Source organism: Saccharopolyspora sp. NPDC045839 (genome assembly GCF_056431645.1).
In genome coordinates this window covers 22,929-34,605 of record NZ_JBWKKH010000042.1, presented here as the reverse complement: position 1 = coordinate 34,605, position 11,677 = coordinate 22,929, and the positions used below count along the sequence as shown (strand labels likewise).

The 11,677-nt window shown below is 69.3% G+C and carries 12 protein-coding genes and 1 tRNA gene; 8 read left to right on the top strand and 5 right to left on the bottom strand.

What is annotated here, in order from left to right; genetic code table 11:
- Positions 1–161: 161 nt before the first annotated feature.
- Positions 162–1,361, bottom strand: coding sequence for an MFS transporter (locus AC07EQ_RS37720; RefSeq protein WP_478392636.1), 1,200 nt, complete (start codon positions 1,359–1,361; stop codon positions 162–164).
- A gap of 116 nt (positions 1,362–1,477) precedes the next feature.
- On the opposite strand from AC07EQ_RS37720, the gene AC07EQ_RS37715 reads away from it, so the two are divergent.
- The 5 genes from AC07EQ_RS37715 to AC07EQ_RS37695 all read left to right on the top strand — a co-directional run bounded on the left by AC07EQ_RS37715 (position 1,478) and on the right by AC07EQ_RS37695 (position 5,564).
- Entirely contained in the window at positions 1,478–1,729 is a 252-nt protein-coding gene (locus AC07EQ_RS37715) for a hypothetical protein (RefSeq protein ID WP_478392603.1), read from the top strand.
- Positions 1,730–2,132: 403 nt separating this feature from the next.
- Entirely contained in the window at positions 2,133–3,386 is a 1,254-nt protein-coding gene (locus AC07EQ_RS37710; protein WP_478392602.1) for an adenosylhomocysteinase, read from the top strand.
- Positions 3,387–4,214: 828 nt separating this feature from the next.
- Entirely contained in the window at positions 4,215–4,421 is a 207-nt protein-coding gene (locus AC07EQ_RS37705; protein ID WP_478392601.1) for a hypothetical protein, read from the top strand.
- A gap of 211 nt (positions 4,422–4,632) precedes the next feature.
- Positions 4,633–4,707: transfer RNA gene (locus AC07EQ_RS37700), tRNA-Ile, on the top strand.
- A gap of 188 nt (positions 4,708–4,895) precedes the next feature.
- Entirely contained in the window at positions 4,896–5,564 is a 669-nt protein-coding gene (locus AC07EQ_RS37695; protein WP_478392600.1) for a YdcF family protein, read from the top strand.
- A 204-nt stretch (positions 5,565–5,768) separates the two neighbouring features.
- Here the strand turns inward: AC07EQ_RS37695 and AC07EQ_RS37690 are convergent, their stop codons facing one another.
- Both AC07EQ_RS37690 and AC07EQ_RS37685 read right to left on the bottom strand, forming a co-directional pair.
- Entirely contained in the window at positions 5,769–6,401 is a 633-nt protein-coding gene (locus AC07EQ_RS37690) for an NAD(P)-dependent oxidoreductase (protein ID WP_478392599.1), read from the bottom strand.
- Positions 6,398–7,327, bottom strand: a complete 930-nt coding sequence (locus AC07EQ_RS37685; protein WP_478392635.1) for an EamA family transporter — start codon at positions 7,325–7,327, stop codon at positions 6,398–6,400. Before AC07EQ_RS37685 ends, AC07EQ_RS37690 begins: the two co-directional genes overlap by 4 nt.
- 82 nt (positions 7,328–7,409) lie before the next feature.
- Here AC07EQ_RS37685 and AC07EQ_RS37680 point away from each other — a divergent pair, with 82 nt between their 5' ends.
- Together AC07EQ_RS37680 and AC07EQ_RS37675 are read left to right on the top strand one after the other, a co-directional pair.
- On the top strand, positions 7,410–8,303 hold the full coding sequence (locus AC07EQ_RS37680; protein ID WP_478392598.1) for a LysR family transcriptional regulator: 894 nt from the start codon (positions 7,410–7,412) through the stop codon (positions 8,301–8,303).
- Between the two features lie 151 nt (positions 8,304–8,454).
- Positions 8,455–8,862, top strand: coding sequence for a RidA family protein (locus tag AC07EQ_RS37675; RefSeq protein WP_132493804.1), 408 nt, complete (start codon positions 8,455–8,457; stop codon positions 8,860–8,862).
- A gap of 147 nt (positions 8,863–9,009) precedes the next feature.
- Here the strand turns inward: AC07EQ_RS37675 and AC07EQ_RS37670 are convergent, their stop codons facing one another.
- A complete protein-coding gene (locus AC07EQ_RS37670) occupies positions 9,010–9,612 on the bottom strand; it encodes a GNAT family N-acetyltransferase (protein WP_478392597.1) in 603 nt (200 codons plus the stop codon).
- Between the two features lie 115 nt (positions 9,613–9,727).
- Here AC07EQ_RS37670 and AC07EQ_RS37665 point away from each other — a divergent pair, with 115 nt between their 5' ends.
- Entirely contained in the window at positions 9,728–10,516 is a 789-nt protein-coding gene (locus AC07EQ_RS37665) for a TetR/AcrR family transcriptional regulator (RefSeq protein ID WP_478392596.1), read from the top strand.
- 315 nt (positions 10,517–10,831) lie between these two features.
- On the opposite strand, the gene AC07EQ_RS37660 is transcribed toward AC07EQ_RS37665, so the two are convergent.
- Positions 10,832–11,653, bottom strand: coding sequence for an LLM class F420-dependent oxidoreductase (locus tag AC07EQ_RS37660; RefSeq protein WP_478392634.1), 822 nt, complete (start codon positions 11,651–11,653; stop codon positions 10,832–10,834).
- Between the last annotated feature and the right edge of the window lie 24 nt (positions 11,654–11,677).

The following is an 11,677-nucleotide window of genomic DNA, read 5'->3' as shown; positions in this document are numbered from 1 at the left end:
TCCACCCGAACAAAGGGGGAGCGGGGGGTAGCGACTCGGTTGGGTGGGGGGGTAGAAAGGGGGGGGTCCTCCGGGGGGGTCCGGGGTTCAAGGGGAAACTGCGGACCCCGCGGGCGACTCCCGAAGGGGGACGCCAAGCGCGACCAGTGCCCGAAGGAGCTTCAGCGGGACGGCGACTGCTCGGATTCCGTTCGGGCATCGGAGGATTCCGCACCGGAGCCGATCAGCCGCAGGCCGACGACGTAGATCACGAACCCGATCAGCGCGAACAGCGCCATGGCACCGAAGGCGAGGTTGATCGGCAGCGCGCTCACCGCCGCGCCCGCTGTCGCCGCGCCCGCCGCGTTGCCGACCAGGAAGATCGTCACCAGCCAGGCGAACGCTTCCGTGACGGTGCCCGGCGGGCAGATCCGGCCCACCAGCACGTACGAACAGGTGAGGGCCGGGGCGAGGAAGAGCCCACCGATGAACGCGAGGACGGTCATCGCGATGGCGCCGGGCGTCAGCATCAGCGGCAGGTACAGCGCGGCCAGCGTGCCGAGCAGCACCAGGAGTCGCTTGCTGTCCCGGCTCTTCCACACCCGGGCCCCGTAGACGATGCCGCCGATCATGGCGCCGACCGCGTTCGCGCTCAGCAGCACGCCGTTCATGCTGGGCAGGGACACGTGCTCGGAGTAGGCCACGGCGAGGATGCTGAACGCCCCCATGGCCGCGCCGACGCCGCAGTTGCACACCAGCACGACGGTCAGCAGCGGCGAGCGGAGCGGCCCGAGCCAGTGCCGTTCGGCGTGCACCGGCCGCCAGCGCCAGACCGGCGGGGCGAGGCAGAAGACCACCACGCCGATCAGCCCGAACATCCCGGTCGCCAGCACGACGTAGGCGGAGGGGGCGATGGCGATGCCGCCGGCCACCAGCAGGGGGCCGCTGATGAAGATGACCTGCTGGGTGGAGGAGTCCAGCGCGTAGCCGGCTTCGAGCTGTTCCTTGGGCAGGATGTCCGCCCACAGGCTGCGCAGGCACGCCTCCAGCGGCGGGGTGAGGGCGCCCGCCAGCACCACCGAGGCGCCGAGCAACAAATAGTCGTCGACGGGGAGGAACGCGGCCCCGAAGAAACCGATCGCCGAGCCGGCGGCGGAAATGAGCATGACAATCGGTTGACCGAACCGGTCGACGAGTCTGCCGAGCAGCGGGGAACCGCCCGCGGTGCTCAAGGCGTAAATCGCGGTGAAAAGGCCGGCGACCTCGTAACCGGCCTGCTGCTGCCGGAGATGGATGGCGATCGCGATCGGAGCCATTCCGTTCGGCAATCTGCCGACAATGCTTGATCCGAGCAGGTGAGCGACATACTTCTGCCGAAGCATGGCCACGTACTGCACTGTTTCTACCTCCTGCGAGATCGGCGGCGGGAAACGACCGGCGGTCCGGGCGGTGGCCTTGTCGTGTTCTCGCCCGTTCCTGCCTAGGTGATGGATCAGCCGTGGGCGAGCGTACCGGCGGTGATTTCGCCGACGTTGGCGACCCGGTGGAGATCCTAGTCCCGCGCGCGTGCGCGGGACGGGTTTCCTGCGGTCTTTCGCGAAATGTGCTCATCGCTGGCCGGGGCGTTCCGCTGGCCGATGCAGCCTCGATGACCTGCGAGTATTTCTGTTACATTGGTCTTTACCGGGAATATTCCAAAGCGGCGGTATACGTCGATTCAACCTTTCGCGCCACTCGTTCTGGCGATTGACGCACATCGGTGTGCGCCCTTTCGGCTTCGGTGCGGGTCGTCCGAAAATTCCGCTCGCGCCGACGGCGGTCCGCGTAATGCGTTGCAGCGAATGGGTGAACATGGAGTTCGGTCCCGCTAACCGCCCAGCGTGGCGCAGGTGGCAGAACCAGCAGATGCCGGTTTTGTTCGGCAACGCGTTCTCATCGGTCGGGCGAATGGAGCGCTCGACTTCATTGCAGGGCTGCTGTAGGGTCGGTTCCAGTGTTGGAGAAATGTGAATTCACCCACTCAATATCTCGGGAGTCCTCTCCAACACCGGCGCCCCGTGAAAATGACGTGGCGGCCTTTCGAGGATGAGCGCACCCCGATCTTTCCGGAGTGCGCTCCAAGCTGACGTGACTGAGGAGAGCAGGGCTTTTCGATGGGTATGGTGCACGATCTGGCGCTGGCCGATCAAGGACAACGCAAGATAGATTTCGCGTCCCGGCGCATGCCGGTTCTGCGCACGCTGACCGAGCAGTTCGCGGAGACGAAGCCGTTCACCGGTCACCGCATCGCAGCTTGCCTGCACGTCACCACGGAGACGGCGAACATGGTGCGCGCGCTGGTCGCGGGCGGGGCCGAGGTCGCGCTGTGCGGATCCAACCCGCTGTCCACCAAGGACGACGTCGCCGCCTCGATCCAGCGGGACCTCGGCGCCGAGGTCTTCGCGGTGTACGGCGCCGACCGCGACACGTTCTACGAGCACGTCCAGGCGGTGCTCAAGACCCGTCCGACCATCGTCGTCGACGACGGCGCGGACCTCACCACCACGATCCACAACGACCACGCCGAGCTCCTCACCGACGTGATCGGCGGCACCGAGGTGACGTCCACGGGCGTCCTCCGGATCAAGAACATGGCCGACGACGGCGCGCTGCGCTACCCGGTGTTCCCGACGAACGACGCGGCCACCAAGCACCTGTTCGACAACCGCTACGGCACCGGCCAGAACACCATCGACGGCATCCTGCGGGCGACCAACATGCTGCTCGCCGGCTCGACCTTCGTCGTCGTCGGCTACGGCTGGTGCGGCCGCGGTGTCGCGATGCGCGCCAGGGGCATGGGCGCCAACGTCATCGTCGTCGAGGTGGACCCGGTGCGGGCGCTGGAGGCCGTCCTCGACGGCCTGACCGTGATGCCGATGTCGCGCGCCGCCGAGCACGGCGACATCTTCGTGACGGTCACCGGGAACCGGGACGTCATCACGATCGAGCACATGCGCAAGATGAAGGACGGCGCGGTCGTCGCGAACTCCGGCCACTTCGACATCGAGATCGGCGTCGAGGACCTGCGCAAGGAGGCCGAAGAGGTCACCGAGCTCCGCCCGAACTGCGTCGAGTACCGGCTCCCGGCGGGCAACCGGGTGCTGCTGCTGGCCGAGGGCCGGCTGGTCGGCCAGTCGGCCGCGGAGGCGCACCCGGCCGAGGTGATGGACATGACCTTCGCGACCCAGGCGCTGGCGCTGGAACACCTGGTGGCCAACGCGGAGTCGCTGCCCGCGGGCGTGCACGGCATCCCGAAGGACATCGAGAACCGCGTGGCGAAGGCGAAGCTGGACGCCTACGGCGTCGAGATCGAGCAGCTGTCCGACCAGCAGAAGCGATACCTGACCGACTGGCGCGTCGGCACCTGATCGCCTGCGTCCCGCAGCGATCCCGCCCCGGTCGTCTCGACGCCCGGGGCGGCGTCGTCTCTCCGGAAGCCCGAGCGCGGCGCAACCGCCAGTTTCAATTGAAACTGGCCCACCGCTGCGGACGCCTCCGCCAGCGCGGTGGGACGCCTCCGGTCCGCCCCGGCCGAACACACCCCGGACCCTGTCGGCGGGGCCCTGCCGACCGCGAGCAACGAGACCACGATCACGACGGCCGTGCTGTCGAACGTGGGAGACCTGCCGGATGTCGTGGCCCGCGCGACCGAGGCGGCCTGCGCCGCAGTCGGTCCCGGCTTCACCACACAGGAGTGGAACGTCCGCGCTCGGCTTGCCCCGCCGTCGCCGCTGCCCGTGACCGGCCTCTGTGGACGCACGCGGTCGGTGGTACCGGAGTTCACCCGACAAGGTAAGCTTTGAGCAGGAGCGCAACCGCGACGGCAGGCATTCGGCCGGTGGCGGGTGCGAGCAGCGCATGAGCCGGGGAGAGTCCCGCGACTGGATCTTCTGGTAGTGGGGCGGTTCCGCGTTCGCGTCACCTGTCCGAGCGATTTGGACGGCGGGTCGGATAACGATCCGGGATCACCGCACGATGTCGTCCATGCCCGGCTCGCGGCGGTCGGTTGGAGCACGGATGATTTGTCCGAGCCCGTGAGCCGCGGGCCGGAAAGACCGACTGTGCTGGTTGATCTGCTCGATTGCTGACCGAAATGAACTCGTGATGCGTTGCGCGCAACGGAATCCCGTTGCGCTTCGTCTCTTGAGCAGTGGTGGTTCGTCCAAGGGGACTGACAGAGGACGGGGGAAGTCAGTATGTCCGCACCAGGTATCGGCAAGGAATCGCACATCTCGCTGCCGGATTTCGCCTCGGTCACCAAGCTGCCGAAGCCGATCAAGGCGCTCGTCTACTTGATCATGCTCTCGGTGCTGACGGTGGCCGGGATCGGCGCGCTGATGGCCACGATCGCGGTCATCGGCCAGCTGACCGGAGCCTTCGACGTGTTCGGCTTCATCGGCTGAGCAGCAGACCGATCGGGGCCGGCGCATCGCACGGGTGCGCCGGCCCCGTTTTCGTCGGCCCGAAGCCCCCGGTAGTCCGCTCGGCGTAACGCCGTGCGCAGCGCATTCGACCGGTCTGACCAATCGGGCCGTAGGCCGGTTGGCGGGTCCACCCGCCAGCTCCGACCCCTCGCGACATCGCTACGATCGCCGGTATTGCGAAAGCAATCCTGGGGCAGTAGCTCAGCAGGTCAGAGCAGCGGACTCATAATCCGTCAGGTCGTGGGTTCAAGTCCCACCTGCCCCACAAAACACCTGGTGGAACACCGCAGGGCCAGCGGGGGAGATCATCTCCAGACCCGTGCTCTTGCGAACCGTGCTGATCCGCGATCTTGCGCTCCCGGGGCGGTCGGCAATGCCGTGCGAGATCGCCGCCCAGCGGCGAGCATCCTGAAGGCGAGATCGCTGACCGAGCCGAAGGCGCGAAAGGCTGCCATGAACGCACCAACGCCGGCCATCCCCGAACGCATCCGAGCGGACGTGCAGCGGCTCTGGGACTACCACGACCTCCACCACGAGCTCCGGCCCTGCGACGTGGGCGTCGGTCTGGGCGGCCACGACCTCGGCGTGGCGGACCACGTCGTCGACCTCTACCGGCGCGGCTTCTTCCCGCTGATCGTGTTCACCGGAGCGAACGCTCCGACAACGGTGGGGCGCTTCCCGAGGGGAGAGGCCGTGCACTACCGCGAACGCGCGCTGGAACGCGGAGTGCCGGACACCGCGATCGCGGTGGAGCCGCGAGCGACGAACACGGCCGAGAACATCGAGTACACGCGAGAATTCCTGACGGCCAAGGGAATCCGGTGCGAATCGATGCTGCTGGTGTCGCGCCCGTACCAACAGCGACGAGCGTTCGCGACGGCCAGGAAGATCTGGCCGGAGGTGGAGATCGTGTGCAGCTCGCAGCGCCTGCCCCTGGACGAGTACGTGCGGTCGATCGGCGACGTGGACCGAGTGATCAACATGCTCGTGGGGGACACGCAGCGAGTGGAGCTCTACGCCGAGAAGGGCTTCGCCATCCCCCAAGCAGTCCCACCCGAGGTGAACGAGGCGTACGCGCACCTCGTCGAAGCGGGCTACACCGCCAGACTCGTACACGACTGATTCCTGCCGCTGACCGTGCCGGTTCCGAGTGGTGCCGGCCTGGCGGCGTGGCGACCGAGCCGGTGAAACTTCCGGTGGACGGCAAGCGGTTCCACGTGGTGCCGCGGGTCCTTCGGCCTCGCAAGTGAAGTGAACGGTCCGTTCGCGGCATCTATCGATGCGAACGGACCGTTCACCCAGATCAACCAGCGGAACCGGTGCTGGTCAGTAGCCGACGGTGAAGTGCTTCTCCCCGCGTGGGTTCTCCAGTTCGTCGAGGACCGCCACCGCGAGGTCTTCCGCCGAGATCCGGGACGCACCCGCCACGTCGGTGAGGAGCGTGGTTCCGCCGCGCCGGTAGGTTCCGGTGCGGCGGCCCGGTTCGAGGACCGCGGGCGGCGACAGGTACACCCAGTCGGCCGGGTGCTCGCGGCAGGCGTCCAGTTGCGCGACGCTGGCCGCGGCGATGACGCGCCACTCCGGGGCCACGTAGTCGGGGTTGTCGACCACGAGCTGCTCGGGGCGTCCCGGGGTTCGCAGCGGTCCGGCGCCGCCGATGACGACGATGCGGGTTCGGGTTTCCGCGGCCGCGTCGAGCAATGCCGTGATCGTCGCGGTGACCGTGCCTTCCCGCCCCGGGCGGGGGCGGGTCGCCGCCACGATCGCGTCGGCTTCGGTGAACAGCTTGCTCATCCGGTCCCGGTCGGTGGCATCGCCTCGAACGGCGCTCACGCCGCCGGGCAGGGATGCGGGTACTTCTCGGCGGAACACGGCGGTGACCTCGTGTCCTCGGTCGGCGGCTTCGGAGGTGACTCGGGAGCCGACCATGCCGGCGGCTCCGATGACGGCGATCTTCATCGTGCGGTCCTTCCTGCGGTGGGGTTCGGAGTGAGTCGCGGGGAGAACTGGCCCGCGACGATCGCGGCCAACGAGAGCGCGAAGCCGAGCAGCTGTATCGGGCCGAGCGTCTGGCCGAGCAGCACCGCGCCGAGGAGCGCGGCGACGATCGGGGAGAACAGGCCGAGGACGGCGACCGAGGTGACCGGCAACGTCTTGATGCCGCGGAACCACAGGACGTAGGCGGCCAAACCGCCGACCAGGCCCAGCCAGAGGTAGCCGACTGCGCCGGGCAGGTCGATCGCCGGTGGGGGCCCTTCGAAGAAGAACGTGACGGGCACCAGGAACAGGCCGCCGGCGGTGAGCTGCCACCCCGCGAACGCGGTGGGCCCGACACCGGCGGGACGTCCCCAACGCTTGGTGAGCGTCACACCCACCGCCATCGAAGCCGCGGCGGCGAGGCCGGCCAAAATCCCGGGACCGTCGAACGCCGCATCCGGGCCGATCACCACCAGGCCGACGCCCACGACGCCGACGACACCCCAGGTGAACCGCCAAGCGGAGGGGCGCTCACCGAGGACCGCGACCGCCAGGACCGCCACGATGAGCGGTTGCGACGCGCCGAGCGTGGCGGCAACGCCGCCTGGCAGCCGCTCGGCAGCCACGAACAACATCGCGAAGAGCATCCCGATGTTCAGCACGCCGAGCACCGCGGCCTTTTTCCACCACGTCCCGCGCGGCAGCGTCCGCGTGAGCGCCAACGCGATCAGCCCCGCGGGCAACGCGCGCAGGATCCCCGCGAAGAACGGATGTCCTGGCGGGAGGAGTTCGGTGGTGACCACGTAGGTCGTGCCCCACACCATGGGCGCGAGCGCCGTCAACGCGGTGCGGGATGCGATCCCGCTTGCCGCGCCGCTGCCGGCGGTCGCGGAGATCGTCTGGTTCATCACCAGGCAAGTCTCGACCGACCAGCATAGATGAGTCCAACACATGTTTGTCACCGAATCCATCTCGATGCACGATAGATCCATGGAGCTCCAGCAGATGCGCTACGTCGTCGCGGTCGCCGAGACGAACAGCTTCACCCGCGCCGCCGAGCGGTGCCTGGTCGTCCAGTCCGCGCTCAGCCACCAGGTGGCGCGCCTGGAACGGGAACTCGGCGGCAAGCTCTTCGAACGCACCAGCCGACGGGTGCGGCTGACGCCGGCCGGCGAGGCGTTCCTGCCCGCCGCCCGGCAATGCCTCGACGCCGCCGAGCGTGCCGCGGCCGAGGTCGCCGCAGCCCTCGGCGAGGTGCGCGGGCGGCTGACCGTCGGCGTGATCCCCACCGTCGCGGCGGTGGACATCCCGGCCGCGCTGCACGAGTTCCGCAGCCGGTATCCGAACGTGCGCATCGGCCTGCGCGTCGGCGCCAGCGAGGAGCTCGTCGAGCGGGTCAGGGATGGCGTCATCGACGTCGCCTGCCTGGGGCTGCCGGCCACGATCCAGCCGCGTGGGGTCCGCACCCGCGTGACCGCCCGGGATCGGCTCGTCGCTGTCGTCGCGCCCGGGCACCCGCTCGCCGGGGAACCGGAGGTCGACCTCCGCAGGCTGTCCGCCGAGGTGTTCGTGGACTTCCCACTCGGGTCGGCCGGTCGCGCCCAATCCGATCAGGCCTTCGCCGCGGCGGGCCTCGACCGCGACATCGCCTTCGAGGTGCCCGCCCCGGACCTGATGGTCCGGATCGTCCGGCGGGGCCTCGGCATCGCCATGCTCGCCTCGACCTACGTGCCGCAGCTGACGGGCGTGCACACCATCGAGGTGTCCGACGCGCCGGCCCGCATCGAGTACCTGGCGTGGAACGACGTCGGCCCGACGCCCGCGGCGAAGGCATTCCTGGAGATCGCCGGCGTCCCCGCGCACGATCTCGCCGACCGGTCCTGACTTGCCGTCATCGCGCTGAACTGCTCGGTCACCGCGAGGTTCCCGAGTCACTGAGAAGTGCGTTCTTCCATGTCAGCGGCCACTTTCCTACGGTCTTCGAAGAACCGGAGGAGACGAGCCCCCTGGCTCGCACGAGGAGGAAGCAGGCAGCATGGCCATCACCCTGGTGAACCCCGGCGGATTGCCGGAAATCGGCGCCTACCGGCAGGTGTCGATCGCGACCGGCTCGAAGCTGGTCTTCATCGCCGGGCAGGTCGCGTGGGACGCCAACGGGGTCACGGTCGGCGAAGGCGATCTCACCGCCCAGGTCGAGCAGTGCTACCTCAACGTCGGCACCGCTCTGGCCGAGGTCGGCGCTTCCTTCGACGACGTGGCGAAGCTGACCGTCTACGTCGCCGACTGGACGCCCGACAAGCTGCCCCTGTTCATGGAAGGAGTCGCGCGGGCGGCGGCGAAGCTGGGCGTCACCCCGGTGCCGCCGGCCACGCTGCTCGGCGTCGCGGCGCTGCACGTGCCCGAGCACCTGGTCGAGGTCGAGGCCACCGCGATCATCGACTGATCAGGTGCGTTGCCGGCGGGTCGCCCGACCGGGCGAGAGCCCCCACCGGGCAAGGGCCTTCGGCCCGCCGCGCAGCCAAGCGAGTCCTGTTCTGGCCGCAATTTCCATTGAAATCGAACCTTCGATTTCAATGGAAATTGCGGTAGGTCACCCGTCTGCGGGGCGCGGTTCGCGCCACATGGGTTGCAGCCGGGGGCCGTCGTCGGGGAGCGCGATCGGCTGGCCCAGCGGCTCGAAGCCGTGCCGCGCGTAGAGGGCCTGGTTGCGCGGCGTGCTCGCTTCGAGGTACGTCGGCTGGGCCTCGGCGTCGGCTCGGCGGAGCCGGTGCCGCAGGATCGCGCTTCCGACGCCGCTTCCGCGGCTCGCGGCGAGCACGCCCATGGCGGACAGGAAAACGTGCGGCTCGTCCGGGTGCCGCTGCGCGACCAGCGTCATCACGGTGGCCATGCGGCGCAGCACGGGATCGGCGCCGGCCGATTCGGCCAGCGCCACCGCCTCCCGCCGGACCCGCTCCGCCGACCGCAAGGTCAGCCAGACCGACAGTCCCTCGATCGTCCCGCCCGCGCGTTGCGCGACCAGGACTTCGTCCGCGCCCAGCGCTTCGCGGACGGAGTCCCGGAACAGCGCGCCGGGGAGCTCCCGGCCGGACGTGACCCAGCTGGTGACCGCTTCGTCGGCGCAGGCCGCGGCGTAGGCCGGGACGATGCGGTCCAGTTCGGCGGGCACGGCCCGGCGGACGATCAGATCCATCGCGGTCCCTCCAATACGTGGTAAACATCCCTGCTTTCCCGTCATTCTTCGGGCAGTATCGGGTGGTGGCGAGCCTTTTCGTCACGGTAAGTCGTGTGACGAAAAGGAAGATCCCATGCGGTGTGCGCAATGCGGTGTCGAGCTCGCGGCCGCCGAGCGGGGCAGGCCGCGCCGCTACTGCAGCCGGTCCTGCCAGGCGCGCGCGTACCGGGCTCGAAAGGACGGCGGCGGGCTGAACCGCCGTTCCGCTCCCAGGGGCGAACACTCGCGCGGAGAGCTGGATCGCGCGGCGATCGTGCGGAGCGCGATCCGGATCGCCGACGCCGAAGGGCTTGCCGCCGTCTCCATGCGCGCCGTCGCGGCGAGCAACGGTGTTGCCGCGATGGCGTTGTACCGGCACGTGTCCGGAAAGGACGAACTGGTCCGCGCGATGGTGGACGCCGTTGTCGCGGAATACCGGCCAGCAGATTGGGATTCCGCCGATTGGCGCCCATTCCTGGAGCACCAGGCGCGCCAGGAATGGGCGCTGTACCAACGACATCCGTGGGTGCTGGCGGTGCTCGCCTCGACGCGCCCGCCGCTGGGTGGCTCCGTGCTCGCGATGGTCGACCGGTCGATGACCGCGCTCGCCGGGCACTTCGACGCGGACACGAGCCTCTCGGTGTACCTGCTGGTCAGCGGCTACGTGCAGGGCATGGCTCTGCTGCTGACCGCGGAGGACGAGGCGTTCCGGGACTCCGGGGTCGGCTACGAGCAGTGGTGGTCGGCGCGGCGGGACCACCTGGTCGGCACCGCAGGCGTCCGCTACCCGTGGCTGGCCGAGGTGTCCTCGGCGGCGCGGCTCGACGACTGGTTCGAGTTCGGCCTTCAACGCGTGCTGGACGGCATCGGCGCTCGCCTGTGATCAGCTGGACGAAAACCGTTATCGGACAAGGGTTTCGGCTCCCAGTGGCCACGACCAGGGTCGCCGCGGCCAGCATGGCGGGCGTCGCGAACGCCGGCTCAACGGCAGGTTCGCCGGCAGCCGCACGTCGGAGAACTCGCCTAGGAGCACGAAGGGGGCGGCCAGGACGACGACCAGCGCGAAGAACGTCCATGGCGACCTCGACCAAGCCTCACGCGTCGCCACGAAACCCCCCGATCCTCCACTTCGGACCAGGGAAGCCTCCCGCCGCGCCGACGACCGCGCATCGGGGAGATCCCCGACCCGCCCCTGACGTCAGCGCAGCGCTTCGGCGAGCGCGCGGAAGGTCGGCAGCGGGTCGTCGCCGAGGGCCTGGATGCTCACGTGGTTCGCGCCCGCCTCCAGGTGCGCGTTGATGCCTTCGGCGATCTGCGCCGCGTTGCCGTGCAGGGCCAGGGCGTCGATCAGGCGTTCGCTGCCGGGCACCGCGACGTCCTCGGCGGTGAAGTCGTACCGGCGCAGGTTCTTGGTGTAGTTGCTCAGGTTCAGGTACATCTCCACCGCCGCGCGGCCGGTGGCGCGGGCGCGCTCCGGGTCGGTGTCGAGCACGACCTTCTGCTCCGGGGCGAGCAGCGGCGCGTCGCCGAGGATCTCCCTGGCGTGCCTGGTGTGCGCGGGAACGGTCAGGTACGGGTGGGCTCCCGCGGCCCGGTCGCCGGCCAGCTGGAGCACCTTCGGGCCGAGCGCGGCGAGCACGCGGCCGGACGCGGGAACCCCGGCGGCGTCCAGCCGGTCGAGGTAGTCGACCAGCGCCTGGTACGGCTTGGTGTAGGTGTCGGTCATCTCGCGGTGCCCGGCGCCGATGCCGAGGACGAACCGGTCCGGGTGCTTCGCGGCGATCCGGTGGTAGGACTCGGCCACGGTGCGGGCATCGGAGTTCCAGATGTTCACGATCCCGGTGGCGACGGTGATCCCGTCGGTGGCGTCCAGCAGCCGCTCCGCCAGCGCCAGGTCCGCCGGCGGCGAGCCGCCGATCCAGATCGTGCCGTAGCCGAGCCTCTCCACCTCGATCGCCAGTTCGGGGTCGAGTTCGGTGGACATCCGCCAGATGCCGAGTTTGTCGAGTTCTGCGGTCATGGCCATGGCCAACACGGCGAGCTC

What these genes read in the sequence shown, in the direction of transcription:
- AC07EQ_RS37670 (WP_478392597.1), bottom strand. Translation starts at nt 9,612, where the DNA reads ATGGATCTGATCGTCCGCCGGGCCGTGCCCGCCGAACTGGACCGCATC.
- AC07EQ_RS37695 (WP_478392600.1), top strand. Translation starts at nt 4,896, where the DNA reads ATGAACGCACCAACGCCGGCCATCCCCGAACGCATCCGAGCGGACGTG.
- AC07EQ_RS37720 (WP_478392636.1), bottom strand. Translation starts at nt 1,361, where the DNA reads ATGCTTCGGCAGAAGTATGTCGCTCACCTGCTCGGATCAAGCATTGTC.
- AC07EQ_RS37690 (WP_478392599.1), bottom strand. Translation starts at nt 6,401, where the DNA reads ATGAAGATCGCCGTCATCGGAGCCGCCGGCATGGTCGGCTCCCGAGTC.
- AC07EQ_RS37680 (WP_478392598.1), top strand. Translation starts at nt 7,410, where the DNA reads ATGGAGCTCCAGCAGATGCGCTACGTCGTCGCGGTCGCCGAGACGAAC.
- AC07EQ_RS37675 (WP_132493804.1), top strand. Translation starts at nt 8,455, where the DNA reads ATGGCCATCACCCTGGTGAACCCCGGCGGATTGCCGGAAATCGGCGCC.
- AC07EQ_RS37660 (WP_478392634.1), bottom strand. Translation starts at nt 11,653, where the DNA reads ATGACCGCAGAACTCGACAAACTCGGCATCTGGCGGATGTCCACCGAA.
- AC07EQ_RS37710 (WP_478392602.1), top strand. Translation starts at nt 2,133, where the DNA reads ATGGGTATGGTGCACGATCTGGCGCTGGCCGATCAAGGACAACGCAAG.
- AC07EQ_RS37685 (WP_478392635.1), bottom strand. Translation starts at nt 7,327, where the DNA reads ATGAACCAGACGATCTCCGCGACCGCCGGCAGCGGCGCGGCAAGCGGG.
- AC07EQ_RS37705 (WP_478392601.1), top strand. Translation starts at nt 4,215, where the DNA reads ATGTCCGCACCAGGTATCGGCAAGGAATCGCACATCTCGCTGCCGGAT.
- AC07EQ_RS37665 (WP_478392596.1), top strand. Translation starts at nt 9,728, where the DNA reads ATGCGGTGTGCGCAATGCGGTGTCGAGCTCGCGGCCGCCGAGCGGGGC.